Source organism: Brevibacterium sediminis (assembly GCF_024895295.1).
In the GTDB taxonomy this organism is placed as follows: Bacteria; Actinomycetota; Actinomycetes; order Actinomycetales; family Brevibacteriaceae; genus Brevibacterium; species Brevibacterium sediminis.
Map to the genome: position 1 here is coordinate 302,904 of NZ_JAHQRN010000001.1, position 18,202 is coordinate 321,105.

At 65.6% G+C, this 18,202-nt stretch carries 19 protein-coding genes and 1 riboswitch; of the genes, 13 read left to right on the forward strand and 6 right to left on the reverse strand.

What is annotated here, in order from left to right:
• The first annotated feature begins 21 nt into the window (after window positions 1-21).
• The gene (locus tag KTJ89_RS01400; protein WP_259356673.1) at window positions 22-537 is read left to right on the forward strand and encodes an SRPBCC family protein; all 516 of its coding nucleotides are present in this window, start codon (window positions 22-24) and stop codon (window positions 535-537) included.
• Here KTJ89_RS01400 and moeB read toward each other — a convergent pair.
• The 4 genes from moeB to thiO form a co-directional block, all read right to left on the reverse strand.
• Entirely contained in the window at window positions 508-1,788 is a 1,281-nt protein-coding gene (moeB, locus tag KTJ89_RS01405) for a molybdopterin-synthase adenylyltransferase MoeB (RefSeq protein WP_259356674.1), read from the reverse strand. The two genes, KTJ89_RS01400 and moeB, sit on opposite strands and share 30 nt — an antisense overlap.
• On the reverse strand, window positions 1,785-2,552 hold the full coding sequence (locus KTJ89_RS01410; RefSeq protein WP_259356675.1) for a thiazole synthase: 768 nt from the start codon (window positions 2,550-2,552) through the stop codon (window positions 1,785-1,787). Before KTJ89_RS01410 ends, moeB begins: the two co-directional genes overlap by 4 nt.
• A gap of 1 nt (window position 2,553) precedes the next feature.
• Entirely contained in the window at window positions 2,554-2,811 is a 258-nt protein-coding gene (gene thiS, locus KTJ89_RS01415) for a sulfur carrier protein ThiS (RefSeq protein WP_259356676.1), read from the reverse strand.
• Entirely contained in the window at window positions 2,808-3,965 is a 1,158-nt protein-coding gene (gene thiO / locus KTJ89_RS01420) for a glycine oxidase ThiO (protein ID WP_259356677.1), read from the reverse strand. Before thiO ends, thiS begins: the two co-directional genes overlap by 4 nt.
• Window positions 3,955-4,058, reverse strand: a riboswitch (TPP riboswitch). (Overlaps the previous gene by 11 nt.)
• An 11-nt stretch (window positions 4,059-4,069) precedes the next feature.
• Between thiO and thiE the strand changes: the two genes are divergently transcribed.
• Both thiE and KTJ89_RS01430 read left to right on the forward strand, forming a co-directional pair.
• Window positions 4,070-4,753: a thiamine phosphate synthase gene (gene thiE, locus KTJ89_RS01425; RefSeq protein ID WP_259356678.1), complete on the forward strand. Its 684-nt coding sequence runs from the start codon at window positions 4,070-4,072 to the stop codon at window positions 4,751-4,753.
• The gene (locus tag KTJ89_RS01430) at window positions 4,750-5,715 is read left to right on the forward strand and encodes a ketopantoate reductase family protein (RefSeq protein ID WP_139907532.1); all 966 of its coding nucleotides are present in this window, start codon (window positions 4,750-4,752) and stop codon (window positions 5,713-5,715) included. The genes thiE and KTJ89_RS01430 overlap by 4 nt, the downstream gene beginning before the upstream one ends.
• Here the strand turns inward: KTJ89_RS01430 and KTJ89_RS01435 are convergent.
• Complete coding sequence (locus tag KTJ89_RS01435; protein ID WP_259356679.1) at window positions 5,669-6,892, reverse strand: DedA family protein; 1,224 nt, start codon at window positions 6,890-6,892, stop codon at window positions 5,669-5,671. The two genes, KTJ89_RS01430 and KTJ89_RS01435, sit on opposite strands and share 47 nt — an antisense overlap.
• 153 nt (window positions 6,893-7,045) lie before the next feature.
• On the opposite strand from KTJ89_RS01435, the gene KTJ89_RS01440 reads away from it, so the two are divergent.
• The 6 genes from KTJ89_RS01440 (at window position 7,046) to KTJ89_RS01465 (ending at window position 14,170) form a co-directional block, all read left to right on the forward strand.
• Window positions 7,046-8,242, forward strand: coding sequence for a sensor histidine kinase (locus tag KTJ89_RS01440; RefSeq protein ID WP_259356680.1), 1,197 nt, complete (start codon window positions 7,046-7,048; stop codon window positions 8,240-8,242).
• Between the two features lie 29 nt (window positions 8,243-8,271).
• Complete coding sequence (locus KTJ89_RS01445; RefSeq protein WP_139467405.1) at window positions 8,272-8,931, forward strand: response regulator transcription factor; 660 nt, start codon at window positions 8,272-8,274, stop codon at window positions 8,929-8,931.
• Entirely contained in the window at window positions 8,928-10,181 is a 1,254-nt protein-coding gene (locus KTJ89_RS01450; protein ID WP_259356681.1) for an alpha-hydroxy acid oxidase, read from the forward strand. Before KTJ89_RS01445 ends, KTJ89_RS01450 begins: the two co-directional genes overlap by 4 nt.
• A gap of 27 nt (window positions 10,182-10,208) precedes the next feature.
• Window positions 10,209-11,528 carry an FAD-dependent oxidoreductase gene (locus tag KTJ89_RS01455; RefSeq protein WP_259356682.1) on the forward strand — a complete coding sequence of 440 codons (1,320 nt, stop codon included), beginning with the start codon at window positions 10,209-10,211 and terminating at the stop codon, window positions 11,526-11,528.
• Between the two features lie 106 nt (window positions 11,529-11,634).
• Window positions 11,635-13,113: an amino acid permease gene (locus tag KTJ89_RS01460; RefSeq protein WP_301539170.1), complete on the forward strand. Its 1,479-nt coding sequence runs from the start codon at window positions 11,635-11,637 to the stop codon at window positions 13,111-13,113.
• 100 nt (window positions 13,114-13,213) lie between these two features.
• Window positions 13,214-14,170 carry an ABC transporter substrate-binding protein gene (locus KTJ89_RS01465; protein WP_259356683.1) on the forward strand — a complete coding sequence of 319 codons (957 nt, stop codon included), beginning with the start codon at window positions 13,214-13,216 and terminating at the stop codon, window positions 14,168-14,170.
• Between the two features lie 38 nt (window positions 14,171-14,208).
• Here KTJ89_RS01465 and KTJ89_RS01470 read toward each other — a convergent pair whose 3' ends face one another.
• Window positions 14,209-14,667: an NUDIX hydrolase gene (locus KTJ89_RS01470; protein WP_139466882.1), complete on the reverse strand. Its 459-nt coding sequence runs from the start codon at window positions 14,665-14,667 to the stop codon at window positions 14,209-14,211.
• Window positions 14,668-14,758: 91 nt separating this feature from the next.
• Between KTJ89_RS01470 and KTJ89_RS01475 the strand changes: the two genes are divergently transcribed.
• The 4 genes from KTJ89_RS01475 to KTJ89_RS01490 all read left to right on the forward strand — a co-directional run bounded on the left by KTJ89_RS01475 (window position 14,759) and on the right by KTJ89_RS01490 (window position 18,177).
• On the forward strand, window positions 14,759-15,547 hold the full coding sequence (locus KTJ89_RS01475) for an alpha/beta fold hydrolase (protein ID WP_259356684.1): 789 nt from the start codon (window positions 14,759-14,761) through the stop codon (window positions 15,545-15,547).
• Between the two features lie 72 nt (window positions 15,548-15,619).
• The gene (locus KTJ89_RS01480) at window positions 15,620-16,528 is read left to right on the forward strand and encodes a sulfurtransferase (protein WP_259356685.1); all 909 of its coding nucleotides are present in this window, start codon (window positions 15,620-15,622) and stop codon (window positions 16,526-16,528) included.
• Window positions 16,528-17,013: a SufE family protein gene (locus KTJ89_RS01485; RefSeq protein WP_172169020.1), complete on the forward strand. Its 486-nt coding sequence runs from the start codon at window positions 16,528-16,530 to the stop codon at window positions 17,011-17,013. Before KTJ89_RS01480 ends, KTJ89_RS01485 begins: the two co-directional genes overlap by 1 nt.
• Window positions 17,014-17,109: 96 nt before the next feature.
• The gene (locus KTJ89_RS01490) at window positions 17,110-18,177 is read left to right on the forward strand and encodes an iron chelate uptake ABC transporter family permease subunit (RefSeq protein WP_139466886.1); all 1,068 of its coding nucleotides are present in this window, start codon (window positions 17,110-17,112) and stop codon (window positions 18,175-18,177) included.
• The last annotated feature ends 25 nt before the right edge of the window (window positions 18,178-18,202 follow it).

The window sequence follows — 18,202 nt, forward strand, 5'->3', positions numbered from 1 at the left end:
CTTTCACACTACCGTCGTACCATGAGCCACGATCATGTGACCCCACAGCCCGGAGAGTCCGCACCCTTCCATTTCAACGACCGCTGGATCACCTACGCCGGAATCGAATCGGTGTGGGCGGTTCTGGAACAGGTCGACGAGTGGCCTGGGTGGTGGCCGGGACTGACAGCAGCCGAAAGGGTCGGGGCCGCACAGGCTGACGTTGATGCCGCCGATCTGCCGGTGACCCCAGGCAGCCGAGCCCGCCTTCTGGTCCACGCACCGGTCGGGTGGTCTCTGCGGTTCTCCATCGAAGTCGAGGAGGTCGACGCACCCCATCACATCCGGTTCCGGGCGAGTGGTGATCTGCGCGGCGAAGGCCGATGGACTCTGACGACCTCCGAGGGGGTGACGACAATCGATTCTCTGTGGTGTGTGACGACGAGCAGAACGATCATCAGAGCGATGCGACCGCTGTCCGGACTCATGCATGGGGCAGTGATGAGAGCCGGCGAACGGGGACTGCGATCACGACTGGCCGACCGGCCCGGCTCCTGAGCGAACCGGTACCCAGGTCCTCGAATCTGCCGGTCGCTGGTCCCTCTGGTCTGCCGAGGCCCGAGCGGCGGCCTCCCACGCCTCGATGCCCCCGGCAAGAGAGCGCAGACGGACTCCGGCCGGCACCGAACCGGACAGAAAATGGACTGCCTCGGCCGATCGGGCCCCGGACTTGCAGTGGATGACGATATCGACGGGTGTCTCCGACCGGCCGGAGGCGCCGACCAACGACTCAAGCGCCTGCCACCCGCCGTCTCGGAGGGCGCCGAGCGGCAGATGCATCGAGCCGGGGATGGCCGCCAGCTCACGTTCCCAGTCCTCCCGCACATCGACGACGAACACATCGTCTTCGACGGACAGGAATTCGGCGACGTCGATCTCATCCGCCGCAGGCTCTGCCACGCCGCCGCCGTCGAGGTCCACAGCACAGGCGGCAGCCACCTCGGTGAGGTCGGTGACCGGGGGACGGTCGGGATCGAGGGAGAACCGCAGGGTCGAGTACTCCCCGGTCAGCGCCTCATAGCGCAGCAGCCGACCGATGAATGGGGCACCGATGCCGCAGATGAGCTTGATCGCCTCGGTTGCCATCGCCGAGCCCACGGTTCCGCACAGCACACCGAGGACTCCGCCCTCGGCGCAGTTGGGCACCGAATCGGGTTCCGGGATATCCGGGAACAGATCGCGCAGCATCGGCCCGTGACCGGGAACGAACGTGCTCACCTGACCGGCGAAGCGGAAGATCGTGCCCCACACCAACGGGGTGCCGGTGAGTTCGGCGGCATCATTGGATAAGTACCGAGTGGCGAAGTTGTCCGCCCCGTCAACGACGACATCGTGTTCAGCGAAGAGACCGAGCACATTCTCCGGGCTCAGCCGTTCCGCGATCGTGCGAACCTCGAAGTTCGGATCGAGCCGGTGCACGGCATCGGCGGCAGAGGAGACCTTCGGTCGGCCCACATCCGCATTCCGGTGGATGATCTGGCGCTGCAGGTTCGAGGCCTCCACCACGTCATCGTCGATGATCGTGATCGACCCGACTCCTGCGGCCGCGAGATAGTTGAGGACTGGAGCCCCGAGCCCGCCGGCGCCGATGACCAGCACCGAGGCGGCCCGCAGACGCCGTTGTCCCTCGAGTCCGAATCCCGGCAGGCTCAGGTGCCGGGAGTAGCGTTCCAGCTCCGTCCGGGACAGAGACTCCACGGGGTCGACGAGAGGAGGCAGCGACGGAGGAGTGGCGGCAACGGTGGTCATTGTGCTGCGACCATTCCATCGAACGGCGATGATGCCAATGCCAACGGTCGTTTGGGAATCCTCCCGGCTCCGGCCGCCAGATGCCCGGCCTCGACGGCCAAAGCCATCGCCCGGGCCATGGCGTGAGCATCGTGGGCGCGGGTGACCGCCGAGGCCAGCAGCACCGCGGTGCACCCGAGCTCCATCGCCAGAGCGGCATCGGAGGCGGTGCCGACACCGGCGTCGAGGATGACGGGCACCTGTGCACGGGAGACGATGGTCTCGATGTTGTGAGGGTTGAGGACGCCCAGCCCACTGCCGATCGGAGCACCGGCCGGCATCACCACAGCTACACCAGCGTCCTCCAGACGCTTCGCCAGGGCCGGATCGTCGTTCGTGTAGGCGAAGACCGTGAACCCATCGAGGACGAGCTCCTCGGCTGCTGCGAAGAGCTCGATGGGATCCGGCAGCAGGGTGTCCTCATCGGCGATGACCTCGAGCTTCACCCAATTCGTCTCCAGCGCCTCTCGGGCCAGTCGGGCGGTGAGCACGGCGTCTCGGGCCGTATAGCAGCCGGCGGTGTTCGGCAGCACCCGAATACCCAGACGCTGGAGCATTGTGAACACTGAGTCGCGGGACTCGGCATCGAAACGGCGCATCGCCACAGTGGTCAGCTCGGTTCCCGAAGCCACGAGTGCGTCTTCGAGAATGCTCAGGGAACTCGCCCCTCCCGTGCCCATCACGAGGCGAGACGACATCTCCACATCATCGATCGTCCAGGTCATCTCAACCTCCCTGCACGGCGGTGACGATGTCGACGGTGTGCCCGTCGGCCAGGGTGCAATCGGACCAGGCACCGCGACGGATGACTTCACCGTCGACGGCCAGGGCGATGCCCAGGCGGCCGCCGTCGGCTGGTGTCCCATCGGGGTTCAGCTCCCGTCCGGTGACGTCGGCGATGAGGTCGAGCGCCGAGGTGGCACCCGGCAGCTCATGGCGAGCGCCGTTGAGGACGATGGTCGGTGAGTGGTCGTGGTCGGTCATGAGATGCTCCTCATCGGGTAGGCACTGGTGTGGTCTGTGGTGAAGCGGTGTGGGGACACGGACTCGAGCGTCCCGTCAGGAGGCCAGTCGGAGGCGACGCCCAGGGCGAGCTCGGCACCGAGCCTGCCGCCGAACGGGGCCAAGAGGATGCCGTGGCGGAAATACCCGGTGTTCACGATGCAGCCGGGATCGATGCGGCCGATCATCGGCAGGTCGTCCGGAGAACCGGGCCGGGCACGGGTGGTGATATCGGTGATCTCCGCGTCGACGATGCCCGGGACCAGTCGCTGCCCGTCGGCGAGCAGCCGGTGAATCGCCCCGGCCGGAGTGCCGGAGAGTCCGTCCTCACGCGAACTGGCACCGAGCACGATCTCGCCGTCCGGGCGAGGAACCAGGTAGACGGGGCGACCATTGACCAGCCCGCGGATGGTGCGGCTCAGCAGCGGAGTCGCCTTCGCGGAGGCGCGCAGTCGCAGAACATCACCCCAGACCTCACGCAGAGGCAGCTGCGGGGCACCGACGATCGCGGACACAGCGCTGCCGGCGCAGATGATCACCTGATCGGCCTCCAACCGGCGGCCATCGCCCAGTGCGACTCCCACAGTCGTATCGCCGTCCTTGATCAGGCTGGCCGCCCGCTGGCGAATGAAGCCTCCTGAGTGAGAGGACAGGACAGTCAGCAATGCGGCAGTGAGCCGACGGGGGTCGATCGAGTGATCGCCTGGAATGTGGACTGCCCCGGCGACGGCAGGCGACAACGACGGCTCAACCCGGCGGGCAGCACTGCCGGTGATGAGCTCGGTGGCGAAACCGGACCGCGATTGTGCATCGCGCAGCTCCCGCAGAGCCTGCAGATCAGCTCGGTCACCGGCGCACACCAATGTTCCGGCATCCGAAAAACCGAGATCGCTGCCAGCGGCGCTCGCCACCTCGGCGGAGAACCGAGGATACATCTGTGCGGAGGCTCGCATCAGCGGGTACAGGGGAGTCTGCCCCCAGACCACCTCGGCGGCGGGAGCGAGCATCCCTGCGGCAGCATGGCTCGCACCCTGAGCGGGCGCAGGATCGATGATGGTGACTTCGGTACCGAGGCGGCGCAGATACCAGGCCGTGGACAGGCCGATGATCCCGGCGCCGACGACAATGACTCTCACAGCTTCTCCCTCCGGCGGCATGATCCGCATCAGGTCTGACGGTCGGCTCTTACGCCCTCTCAGCCTCGTTGGGAGGCTCCCGCGAACTCCTCTACTCTATGACCATGACCACACAGATGCCACCGCGCACCGCAGCGCGGCAGACGAAGAGAGCCTGGAGAGAGGCGCGACTGGCAGAGGCGAAGCTCTACCTGTGCACCGATGCCCGGACCGGTCAGGGCGACCTCGCCGAGTTCCTCGACGCCGCCTACCGTGGAGGTGTCGACATCATCCAACTGAGGGACAAGAGCCTCGAGGCCCGCGCCGAGATCGCGGCATTGGAGGTCCTCAAAGATATCGCCACCCGTCACGACAAGCTCTTCTCAGTCAATGACCGTGCCGACGTTGCGCTGCTGACCGACGCCGACGTCTTCCACGTCGGTCAAGGCGACCTCACCAGTGCTCAGGCCAGGGCTGTGCTCGGACCCGATGTCATCCTCGGCCGCTCGACCCATTCCCTCGAGCAGGCGCTCGCCGCCGAGGCGGACCCGGAGACCGACTATTTCTGTGTCGGGCCGGTCTGGGAGACCCCGACGAAGCCAGGCCGCGCCTCTGTGGGGACGGCGCTGCTGACCGCAACCGCCGCCGAGGCGGCCAAACCGTGGTTCGCGATCGGCGGTATCGCGCCCGGGGAGAGGCTGGACGCGATCCGGCAGGCGGGCGCGAGGCGTACCGTCGTCGTCCGTGCGATAGCCTCGGCTGAGGATCCCGCTGCGGCCGCGCGGGAGCTCAAGGAGGAGTTGGAATGACCCAAGCAGCTGACAGAGCATCCGACGGAATCGGTGCTGGCGCTGACCTGTCGATTCTCATCGCCGGGGCGGGGGCGACCGGCGGAGCGTTCGGCACCTATCTGCAGGAGGCCGGACGCGATGTCACTTTCCTGCTCCGGCAGGCACGGGCGGAGACGGTCCGCGCGGAGGGACTGCGCTTCACTGCACCCGGTGATGATCGGACGAATCAGGTCGATGTCATCACCGCTGAGGAACTCACAGCCGCATCACGAACCTTCGACCTCGTCATCGTCGCGGTCAAAGCGGGTGGACTCGACTCGGTCATCGCCGATATCGGACCGGCTGTGGGCGAGCAGACGACGATCATTCCGTTCCTCAACGGCATGGCTCAGATCGAGAAGCTGCAGAGCAGATACCCCGGACAGGTGCTCGGAGGGTTCGTCAAGATCGTCGGCACCATCAGGGACGGAGCCGTCGTCCAGCTCACCGACCTGGCCGTGATGACCATCGGAGATCTCCACGGCGCCGAAGTGCCCACACGCATCTCCGAGGCGCTCGATGTGCCCGGATTCAAACTCCAGACCGTCGATGGAATCATCGACGGGCTGTGGGAGAAATGGATCTTCATCGCCGCGGCAGGAGTCGTCACCTGCCTGTTCCGCGCCCCGGTCGGAGCGATCATGGAAGCCGGCGGCAGATCGCACGTGTATGCCATCATCGATGAACTCGAAGCCGTGGCGGCTGCGGCAGGACACCCGGTGTCGGAAGCCTCCCACGCCATGACTATCAAGATGCTCACCGAGGACGGTTCCGCCTTCACCTCATCCCTCTACCGGGATGTGACGGCAGGGCTGCCGAGCGAAACGGAGCACATCCTCGGCGACCTGTCGATCAAGGCGGAGGATCTGGGAGTGGCGACTCCGCTGCTCGACCTCACACTTGTGCAGCTGCGGGCAGGGGAAGCCCAGAAGCGGCTCTGACTTCGGCAATGCCGGTGCGCAGCATCGCCAGATACGGCTCCTGCGGCTGAGCGTGTTCGACGTCTGACGAACGATGCGCGGCGGTGAACGTGACCATCGGGACACCGTCGACATCATCGAGGACGAGCAGCGTCTCGTACCCGCCCGGACCCAGAGAGTGGGAGCTGCCGGCTGCCAGATCGAAGACGAGGCGTTCCAGCGGACTGTCCGGTTCGGGCGGTCGGTGCATCTCCTGTGCCGCCACATCGGCGAACTGTTCGGCAGTGATGAGGTAGGCCTTGGCGGGGGTCGGTCCGGGGAGGAAATGATCGTAGAAGGCCATGCCGCCGCCCCACACCTTGGACTCGCCGGCGAAATAGATCGTTCCGGGCAGTTCGATCCCGGCTTCTGCGCGGGGCAGTGTTGCGTCCCTGGCACCTGGATAGGTGACCATCGCCCCGGGCGGTCGCCCGCCCTGCAGATAGCAGGCGAGCCGATCGCGAGCCATATTCGATCCGTAGCTGACGTACCACACATATGTTTGAGACATCCCTGCCATCGTGACATCTCGGTCTTGGAATTCGGTGAATCGGTGCCGAGTGTGTCCTCTGCGGCGCCGGCATAATCGGCGGATGAGTTCGGCGCTGCCGGTGATGGCCAGGGCGATGCCGATGCCCACGGCGACTCCGAGCAGCGGCCGGTCCTCGAAGATCATTCCCCCGATGAGTCCGATCACCGTCGAATAGAGCGCCCAAGCGAGACTGCCGATCCCGTCCCAGAGGAGGAAAGTGCGGATCGGGAACCCGAGCAGACCGGAGCCGATGGTGGCCAGGCTGCGGCCCCCGGGAACGAATCGGCCGGCGATGAGCACGGTCCCGCCTCGGCGAGAGAAGACCGTGTGGGCGGAGTCGAGCAGGTTCGCGATGCGAGCCCACCGTCGCCATCGGCCGACCCCGGTCGCAGCGAATCGGCCGACGAGGTGAGCCGCCAGATCCCCGAGGAGAGCCCCTCCGGCAGCGGCGAGGATGAGTCCTGCCGGGTGAGGGTGCCCCGTCGCGGCGAAGGTCGCAGCGGTGATGAGTAGAGTCTCCGACGGCACAATCGGCATGAGCGAGTCCAGTGCCGCGGCCACGGCTATGAGCAGGTACACCCATGGAGATGTGAGGGTGGCAGTGAGCAGCTCGAGTGCGAGATCCATACTCATCCACGCTAGGCACAAGACGGCAGGGCCGGTACGCGGTCGGGCGCACAGTCAGTGCGGTCGAACAACAACCGCCATTGCGGAAAACCGGAATCCTAGACTGCGGCCGAACCTCTGGGAGGCGGCGTCAGGCGTTGCTACGATCGAATCATGCCCTGGCCGAGCGCGCTGTCCACCCGCCTTCCTCCCGAAGTACGGATGTTCACCGCGCGGTGGGCGCGGTCCGTACTCGCCGTCGCGTGGGGCGGTCTGCTGTGTCTGCCGCTGCTCATGGCCTCCGTGCTTCCGCCCACCTCACGCATGGCCGCGAAGGTGCGGAGCTGGGAACTCGCTCGGCATTCTCGCGGGTTCGGACTCGTCCTTGCCGACGAGCCGACCAAACGTCGGTTCCTGCTCGGCAACGGCCTGGTCGCAGCACTCGCCATCATTCCCACCGCGAACCTCCTCGGCGGATTCTTCGTCGTGACTCTCGGATCGCTCTTCCAAGGATTCTTCATCGGGGGAGCGGTCAACATCGGGTTCGACATGTGGTCGATCTCGCAACCCACGCTCTTCGTCGGTGTCCTCTACGGGGCGGCGAACCTCATCGGCGCCGTCGCTCTGGCCGAGGCGGCAAGCTGGGCGCATGGTCGCATCGACGCTCATTTCGTCGAGGTGGAGCGTCCCTTCGCCGTGTACACCCGCATCAGCGAGCTGCTGACGACCCGCCGTGGAGTCGTGCTCGCCATCGACGAGGAACGACGCCGGATCGAACGGGACCTGCACGACGGCGTGCAGCAGAATGTCGTCTCCCTGTCCGTGCTCATCGCCCGAGCCAGGCGTGCCTCTGACCCGGCGAAGTCCCAAGCGCTGCTCGACGATGCGCTGGTCCAGTCCCAGGACCTCATCGACGAGATGCGGGAAGTCGCCTGGCGGGTCTATCCCACTGCGCTGGACGACCATGGTCTTCGAACCGTGCTCGAGAGGATCGCCGGTCGCAGTCCTATTCCGCTGACCCTCGTGACCGTGCCGGAAGGCAGATTTCCGCCCGCAGTGGAATCTGCCGCCTACTTCGTCGTCCGTGAAGCCGTCACGAATGTCGTCAAACACGCCGAGGCGTCCGCGATCACGGTGAGCATCGTCGCCGAGCCCCGGACCGCGTTGACCGTGACCGTCTCCGATGACGGTGTCGGTGGAGCCGATCCGCGCGGGGGAGGGCTCCAAGGGCTCACACGGCGGGTCGGAGCGCTCGACGGGAATCTTGAGGTCGACTCCCTTGAGGGCGCAGGCACCACAGTTCGAACTCGGATCCCGTTCGGGACCGACGCACAGGACGGCAGCACGACGAAGGAGAAGAGACAGAAGTGAACACGACAGAGGTCCAGACAGAGAACCGGATGCGCGTCGTCCTCGCCGATGACGCGGTGTTGCTGCGAGAAGGCGTCCGCAGTCTGCTCGAAGACGAAGGGATCAGCGTCGTCGCGTCCGTCGGAGACGGAGGGGAGCTGCTGCGGGCGGTCGCCGAGCTGCGCCCGACCCTGGCGATCGTCGATGTGCGGATGCCTCCGACTCACACCACCGAAGGACTCGAAGCGGCGTTGGCGATCAAACGTCGCTTCCCGGATATCGGAGTCCTCGTCCTCAGCCAGTATGTGCTGCGGGAGTATGCGACGGAGCTGCTGAGCACCGAATCGGTGGGCGTCGGCTACCTCCTGAAGAACCGGGTGACCGACATCGACCGGTTCCTCGAGTCCGTACAGCGGATCGCAGAGGGAGGAACGGTCATCGACCCCGACGTCGTCCGGCAGCTGCTCACCACCTCGGAAAGGCAGAATACGTTGTCGACGCTGACTCCACGTGAGAGCGAAGTGCTCGAGGCGATGGCCGAAGGACTGTCGAACCGGGGAATCGGCGAACGGCTCTTCGTCTCGGTCAGTTCCGTCGAAAAGGCGATCAGCTCCATCTTCGATAAACTCGGCCTCCAGGCAGGGGAGACCACGAGCCGCCGTGTCGCGGCAGTGCTCGCCTACCTCAACCGAGAACGAGGAGAGAGATGAAGCGCCGACTGCCCGATCTGAGAGAACTCGCCCCCTTGCTGCAGTTCGACCTGCCCCGACTCGACCGGGTCGCAGCCAGATTGGAGTCGGCCGCAGACATCTGGGACCTCCGCCGCATCGCCAAGCGCGTGACGCCGACCGCGCCGTTCGACTATGTCGACGGTGCCGCTCTGGACGAGCGGACCTTGGCGAAGAACCGTGAGGCGCTCGGCAACGTTGAGCTCCTTCCGCGCATCCTCCACGGAGTCGATGCGCCGGATACGTCGACGACAATCGCCGGTGCCCGAACCCGGCTGCCCTTCGGCATCGCCCCGACCGGTTACACCCGCATGATGCACACCGAAGGCGAGGTCGCCGGAGTGCGTGCGGCGACGAAGGCCGGAATCCCGTTCTCACTGTCGACGATGGGCACGACCTCGGTCGAAGACGTCGCGCAGGCGGCGCCGGATTCCACCCGGTGGTTCCAGCTCTACCTGTGGAAGGATCGGCAGCGCAGCCTCGATCTGATCCAGCGGGCCGCCGCCAGCGGTTACGAGACCCTGCTGGTCACCGTCGACACTCCGATCACCGGTCAGCGTCTGCGCGATCACCGCAACGGTCTGACGATCCCGCCCCGACTGACGCTGGGAACCATCCTCGACGCCTCCTATCGACCCGGCTGGTGGTTCAACTTCCTCACCACCGAACCGCCGAAATACGCGTCGCTGTCGAACACCTCCCAGTCCCTCGCGGAGATGACGAAGACGATGTTCGACCCGACCCTCGACCTCGATGACCTGCGGTGGATCCGCGAACAGTGGAACGGACGCCTGTTCGTCAAGGGAATTCTCACCGCCGAGGATGCCCGCCGCGCTCAGTCGATCGGAGCCGATGGACTCGTCGTCTCCAATCACGGCGGCCGGCAGCTTGATCGGGCTCCGGACTCGCTGACCTCACTGGCCGAAGTCCGTGCGGAGGTCGGACCGGAGATGGAGCTGATCTTCGATTCCGGGATCATGTCCGGCACCGATGTCGTCGCCGCGCTGTGCGCCGGAGCCGACTTCGTGCTCATCGGCCGGGCGTACCTGTACGGGCTCATGGCCGGAGGCCAGCGAGGCGTCGAGCGGGCAATCGAGCTCATCGGACAGGAAATCCTCACCGCCATGGGACTCATGGGTGCCCGGAGCATCTCTGATTTGGGTCCCGAGCTCGTCCGCGGGCTGCCTCAGGCACCGGCCGCTGACGGGGAGTTGCGGACCGACGCTGTGTGAGCCTCGGCCCGACGAAGGAGACCACGCATGATCATCGCGGCAACGGTCAACGAGCAGCTGAAGCACGTGGACTCGGACGAGCCGCGCATTCTCATCGTCGGAGCCGGAATCGCCGGGATCACCCTGGCGCAGCTGCTCCGGGGTCGCGGGATGCACCCGACCCTCATCGATCGGTCGGCCGATTCCGGTCGGATGATCGGTGACAATCGTGCCGGATATATGCTCGCCCTCATGCCCATGGTCGATCCCATCATCGAAGAACTCGAGTGCCGGGAAGCCTACCTCGAAGCCAGCGTCGGCATCGATCGCTATATCGCCCATGCACACACCGGGAAAGTCCTCCGACAGGACCACCTCGGTGATCTTCTGGCCGACTTCGGCGACTATCGCGGGATCTCCCGCTCAGCGCTGCTCGACGTGCTCACCGGCAGCGACTGCCCGATCGCCTTCGGCACCACAGTGACCGGTCTGTCCGACGACGGCGGCACCGTAACACTGGCCCAGGCGAGCGTCGGCCGACAGCGCTTTGGAGAGCAGGAACAGAGCCGTGGCCAGGAAGAAGTGCTCGAATTCGATGCCGTCGTCATCGCAGACGGAATGAATTCCCGAACCCGCAGGCTCGTGACAGGTGGGCCTGCCGCGACCGCCATGTCCGGCTCCGGCAAGACTTCCGCTGACGGTTCTGATAAGCCCTCGTCAGAGTCCGCTGTGGACACGACATGGGGCGGATGGGTCTGCTGGGCAGAGGCGGATGACGATCAGGACGCCGTCGATGAGATATGGGGCGATGGATTCTTCCTCGGCATTTATCCGGTCAAGGGCGCCCTCGGAGTCTTTCTCGGCTGTCCCGACGCCCGGCAGCCGCTCGGCTCCCGGCGGTTCGCCGCCGAGGTCCGCAGTCGACTCACGGTGATGACTCCGCGGATCGACGCCTGCCTCACCGCGGTCGAAAAGGCCGAAGCACCGTTCTTCTGGCCGCTGCGGGATTCGCGAGCGCAGCGCTGGAGCCGTGGTCGCACCGTTCTGCTCGGCGATGCCGCCGCCGGGTTCCTTCCCACCGCCGGAATCGGGGCCGGAATGGCGATGGAATCGGCCGGAGTGCTCGCCGACGAATTCTCCTCCCTGACGACCGGGCCAGGTGCATTCGCAGCGCTCGAACGCTTCGAGGCCCGCCAGCGGTCGCGAGTCGAGGCCGCTCATGACAACTCGCGGTCCCTGGCCCGACTGATGTTCGACCGGTCCCGGCTCTTCGCGTTCGCCCGCGACCAGGCGTTCCGCTTCATCAGCATCCGCACCGCGCTCAAGCCGATACTGCATCTGCTCGAATCCCCGCCGAAGAGGGTGTGACCCTCCTCCCACCCTGCATCTTCGTCGGCCGTGGATGCCTCCGTTTGTGGTAGGAATGGCCAGGGTCCTCGTGCGCGGACCTGCCGAACCACGAACGAGGATGACCATGGGAATGCCAGCCGCCTCGGCGAACGAAGAACGCCGACTCCGACGGGGACTGAAGTCCCGCCACCTGCAGATGATCGCCATCGGCGGTGCCATCGGCACCGGGCTCTTCCTCGGCTCCGGCGGCACGATCTCACAAGCCGGCCCCGGCGGCGCCCTGCTGGCCTATGCCGCGATCGGCATCATGGTCCTCTTCGTCATGCAGTCCCTCGGCGAGATGTCGACCCACCTGCCCGTGGCCGGATCGTTCCACACCTACGGGACCAAATACGTCAGTCCCTCGTTCGGATTCGCCATGGGCTGGAACTACTGGTTCAACTGGGCGATCACCCTGGCTGCCGAACTCGTCGCCGCGGGCGTCATCATGTCCTTCTGGTTCCCCGACGTGCCCTCGTGGATCTGGGCGGCGGTCTTCCTCATCCTGCTGGCCGGGCTGAACTTCCTGTCGGCGAAGGCCTTCGGCGAAGGTGAATTCTGGTTCGCCGCCATCAAGGTCACGGCCGTGCTGGCGTTCCTCGTCCTCGGTGTGCTCATGATCGCCGGCATCCTCGGCGGGACTGCACCCGGGGTGAGCAATTGGACGACGGGAGAAGCTCCTTTCGTCGGCGGCTGGATGTCCATCATCAGCGTCTTCATGATCGCCGGATTCTCATTCCAGGGCACCGAGCTCGTCGGCGTCACCGCGGGGGAGTCGGAGAACCCGCGCAAGGACATGCCGCGCGCCATCCGCACCGTGTTCTGGCGCATCATGCTCTTCTACATCGGCGCCATCGCCGTCATCGGCTTCCTCCTGCCCTACACCGACCCCTCGCTGCTGGCCTCGGCGAACAATGAGGACATCACGGCCTCACCGTTCACTCTCGTCTTCGAACGCGCCGGAATCGCAGTGGCCGCCGGAATGATGAATGCCGTCATCCTCACCGCAATCCTCTCCGCCGGCAACTCCGGCCTCTACGCCTCCACCCGCATGCTCTACGCCATGGCGAAAGAGGGAACCGCGCCGAGGCTGTTCGCCCGACTCAACGAACGCGGAGTCCCCGTCATGGCGCTGCTGGCCACCGCCATGATCGGACTGTTCGGATTCCTCACCGAGATCATGGGTGACGGTGGAGCCTATACCTGGCTGATGAATGTCTCCGGACTCTCCGGCTTCATCGTCTGGGTCGGCATCGCCTGGTGCCACTTCCGGTTCCGCCGCGCCTATGTGCGGCAGGGGCGCGCTGTAGCGGACCTGCCGTACCGGGCGCCGCTGTTCCCGATCGGCCCGGTCATCGCGCTCATCATGCTCATCGTCGTCATCATCGGGCAGAACGTGCAGGCGATCGTCAACGGGCAGCTGCTCCAGGTCGCCAGCGCCTATGCAGGGCTTCCTGCGTTCCTGCTTCTGTGGGTCATCCACCGCATCGTCACGGGCCGCCGCTCACGCATGGTCGCCCTCGATGACATGGACGTCGAAGGGCTCGAGATCAAGGCTCCCTGATCCCTTGGTCGATTTCTCGCCGAGGCGGCCGTGCGGCCGGATTCGAACCGCCGGAGAAATGGGTTAAGCTAGGCTCGCCTAACTACTCAAGAAGGATTCCATGCGCCGTATTCTCGCCCCAGTGATTGCCTCCGTTCTCGTCCTCGCCGGCTGCGGCGGAGGAGCAGATTCAGCCGACGAGGCCTCGGGGCCCACCGTCGACACGAAGTTCGGCGCCGTCGAGGTGCCCGCCGACCCGCAGATGGTCGTGGCGCTGGGATGGGGCGATGCCGAGACCGCTCTGGCGCTCGGAGTCCAGCCCGTCGGCGCCTCTGACTGGGTCGAGTTCGGCGGCAAGGGCGTCGGGCCGTGGGCCGAAGATCTCTACGACGAAGCTCCGGAGATCATCGCGACGATGGAACCCGACTACGAAGCCATTGCCGCACTCGAGCCCGATGTCATCCTCGACACGAACAGCTCCGGAGAGCAGGAGCGCTACGACCGCCTCTCCGAGATCGCTCCCACGGTCGGAGTGCCAGAGGGCGGCGACAACTACCTGACGACCATGGACCAGCAGGTCGACCTCGTCTCCCAGGCGCTCGGCAAGGAAGACGACGGGAAGAAGCTGCTCGACGACCTCGACAAGACCTACGCCGATGCGCGCGAAGCCCATCCGGAGTTCAAGGACAAGTCCGTGACCGTGGCAGCGAAGACCTCTGAGGGCTGGGGTGCCTACGTCGAGGAATCAGGTCGCGTGCAGGTCATGGAGCAGCTCGGCTTCAAGCAGTCCGAGACGATCGCCGGAATGAAGGCGGACGGCTTCTCCGTGCCGATCTCCGAGGAGAACCTCGATCAGCTCGACGCGGACCTGCTCCTGACGTTCCCGATCTACATCGAGGACAAGGATGTCACCGAGGATGCGGCCTACAAGCGCATTCCTGCCGTCAAGGACGGGCACGACCTCGTTCTGACCAACGACAATGACGACATCCGCAAGGCATTCTCACTCAACTCGATCCTCTCGGCCAAGTACACCGCGGAGGAGCTCCCGGGTCTCATCGCCGACAAGGTGAAGTAACCGACTGACGAGCGCTGCTGCGCGCCCCTGCGCAGAACTCACACAGCGGCACGCCACGCATCCAGGCCGAGGTCGATGATGCGGGCGTGCCGCACATTTTGAAGCGAATCGATCGGCAGCCATTCCGCCCGATCCGTCGTCCCATCGACCTCGAGCGTGCCCAAGGTGCCGCCGGTGATCCGCGCCTCGTAGACGACCCGTACGCCTTTGAAAGGACGATCCGTCGAATCGCTGAAGATCGGATTGCGACGTGCTTCCGTGAAGGAATGAGTGGTCAGAGGGCGGACGACCTCAGCGTCGAACCCGGTCTCCTCTTTGATCTCACGGACCGTGCCGGCTTCGATGCTCTCGTCGAACTCGATTCCGCCTCCGGGCAGCGTCCAGATCGCGTGCAGTCGGTCCTTTCCGCCGTTGAACCAGCTGAGGAGGATTTCGTCGTCGTCATTGACGATGACCGCATAACCGGCAAGTCGGGTGTCATATTCGGAGAAGTGCATGACCTCACCCTACCCGCGTCAGCAGTGACCGCCGGGGGAGAATCTCAACAGGGCTGCTGATATGCAGAACGGCACGGGCTAGGCTGGGATCGTGACCACCATCAACAGCACTCGAATCGGCGAGTCCGGGCGCCTGGTCGTCTTCCTCCACGGCCTGTTCGGCCGAGGCAAGAACTTCACCCGCATCGCCAAGGACATCGAGCCCGAATTCTCCAGCCTGCTGGTCGACCTGCCCAACCACGGCGAGTCCGAATGGACCGAGACCTTCGACTACGTCGACCTCGCCGATGCCGTGGCGGCCCATATCGCCGAGGCGGTCGATCCCGGCGATCAGCCCGTGCACCTGGTCGGACATTCCTTGGGCGGAAAGGTCGCCATGGTGCTCGCGCTGCGCCACCCCGAACTCATCGACCGCCTCGTCGTCGTCGACATCGGACCCGACGCCGGCGGGTCCACCGGAGTCTTCGACCATCTGCTCTCCAGCCTCGCCGCCCTCGACCTCGACCGGATCGAATCGCGCACCGACGCGGATGAGGCGCTTCGGGACCCGATCCCCGAGGCCGCGATCAGGGGATTCCTGCTGCAGAACCTGCGCCCCACCTCGGCGGGCTATTCCTGGCAGCCCAATCTGCCGCTGCTGCATTCGAGCCTCGACATCATCGGGGACTTCCCGGACATGGGCGGTGCCGTCTTCGACCATCGGGTCCTCTGGGTCGCCGGCGAGAAATCGGACTACGTCGACCGCGACGACCTGCCGCAGATGCGCAGTCTGTTCCCTCGCACCACCCTTCTCACGGTCAAAGGCTCGGGTCATTGGGTGCACTCGGAGAAACCGCGTGAGTTCGTCTCAGCACTGTCGGCATTCCTCAGCCGCCCCTGAAAAGGAATATGCTGAACGCGCTCGACGTTGCCACAGCGAGCACAATTGGACTCAAACCCTCAGGAGGAATGCGTGAGCACTTCGATCCCGGCCGATCCCGCAGAGAAGTTCGCCGAATACGCGGACGGAACCCGACTGGTCAGCACTGACTGGGTGGCTGAGCATGCAGGCGATCCCGGACTCGTCGTCGTCGAAAGCGACGAAGACGTGCTGCTCTACGAAACGGGGCATATTCCCGGAGCGGTCAAGGTCGATTGGCACACCGAACTCAACGACCCGGTGACCCGTGACTACGTCGACGGCGAAGGATTCGCCGCACTCATGTCCGCCAAGGGCATCTCCCGCGATGACACCATCGTCGTCTACGGCGACAAGTCCAACTGGTGGGCTGCCTACGCGTTGTGGGTCTTCACTCTCTTCGGCCACGAAGACGTCCGCCTCATGGACGGCGGTCGCGCGAAATGGCAGGCCGAGGGCCGCGAGATGACCACGGACAAGCCGCAGCCCGTACCCTCCGAATACCCCGTCGTCGAACGTGACGATTCGGTCATCCGCGCCTTCCTTCCCGAGGTTCGAGACAGCCTCGGCGACCTGCCGCTCATCGATGTGCGCAGCCCGGAGGAATACACCGGCGAACGCACCCACATGCCCGCCTACCCGGAGGAAGGGGCACTGCGCGGCGGCCATATCCCCGGCGCGAAGTCGATGCCCTGGGGCAAGGCGGCCAACGAAGACGGCACCTTCAAGTCCGCCGCCGAACTCAAGGAGCTCTACACCGAGCAGGCAGGGCTGGGCGCCAGCAGCGAGGTCATCGCTTACTGCCGGATCGGCGAACGCTCCAGCCACACCTGGTTCGTCCTCAAGCACCTCCTCGGATATGAGAACGTGCGCAACTACGACGGCTCCTGGACCGAATGGGGCAATGTCGTCGGCGTGCCGATCGTCACCGGAGCGGAGCCGGGAGAGGTGCCCGGACGCTGATGAGCGAGACGACGACGCCTAAGACCGACGATCTGCCGGAGGCGCTGGCGGAGATCGTCACGGACTTCGCCGAAACCCCGTCCGACGACCGTCTCCAGGTGCTGCTGGAGTTCGCGACGGACCTTCCCGACCTGCCGGAGAAGTACACGGACCACCCGGAGCTGCTCGAGCCGGTACCCGAATGCCAGTCGCCGATCTTCCTCGTCACCGAGGTGGCCGACCCCGAGGCGGGGGAGCGGGCGGAAGTGCGCCTGCACTTCTCCGCGCCCCCGGAGGCGCCGACCACGCGGGGCTTCGCCGGGATCCTGCACGAAGGGCTCGACGGAGCCACCGCCGAGGCGATCCTGTCGGTTCCAGCCGACCTGCCCCTGCGGCTGTCGATGTCGGAGATCGTCAGCCCGCTGAGGCTGCGCGGAATGAGCGGAATGCTCTCGCGGATCCAGCGGCAGGTGTCCGAGAGGATCGGCAAGATCACAGCCGAGTGAGACCTCTCTCGCTTGGCTGAGGTGGTCCGGTGAGTTACAGTGTGGTTAGCCTGCCCTTAGTCACCTGACCGCCACCTCACTCAAAGGACCACCTCGATGACCGGTTCCGCCACCTCTGCCGAGGCGAAACCGCATACCGACACCAGTCATCCGACCGGTGGGAGCCTGCGGATCAGAAGAGTACTGGGACTGGTCGCAGCGATCATTGCGCTCATCGTCGTGATCGCAGCCTCCTTGGCGATCGGCGCCAGGGACATGCCGATCTCGGAGGTCCTCCGAGCCTTCTTCGCGCCCACCGGCAGCGACGATCAGCTCGTCGTCCTCGAACTGCGCCTGCCGCGGACCGTGCTCGGCATCCTCGTCGGCATGGGATTGGGCCTGGCCGGCGGTCTCATCCAAGCCCTGACGCGCAACCCCCTGGCCGATCCGGGCATCCTCGGCGTCAACGCGGGTGCGTCCCTGGCGATCACGATCGGCGTCGCATTCTTCGGGATCTCCTCGATCACCGGTTACATCTGGTTCGCGTTCGCCGGCGCCCTCGTCGCCACTGTCGGCGTCTATGTCATCGGGTCCGCGGGCCGCAGCCGCACGGTCGATCCGATCCGCCTGACTCTGGCCGGAGTCGCCGTCGCCGCTGTGCTCACCGGACTGACCAAAGCCATCCTGCTGACCAACGAACGCGCCTTCGACGCCTTCCGATCCTGGGACGTCGGCGCGATCGCCGGCCGCGATTTCGATACGATCACCGCGATCCTGCCGTTCATGGTCATCGGCACCGTGCTCGCACTGGCACTGTCCCACTCACTCAACGCCGTGGCCCTCGGTGACGATCTGGCCGCCAGCCTCGGCACCTCGGTCAACCGCACCCGAGTGCTCTCCATCCTCGCGGTGACCCTCCTTGCCGGAGCGGCTACGGCCGCCGCCGGACCGATCGGATTCATCGGCCTGATGATTCCGCACATCGCCCGTTGGATCGTCGGTCCCGACCAGCGCTGGATCCTCGGCTACTCACTCGTCCTGTCTCCCATTCTGCTCCTGGCCTCGGACGTCATCGGCAGAGTCGTGATGAAACCCGGCGAACTCCAAGTCGGAGTCGTCACCGCGTTCGTCGGTGCTCCGGTGCTCATCGCCCTTGTCCGTCGAAAGAAGGCGAGCGGCCTGTGAAGACCACCAACCTCGCGGTCACCGA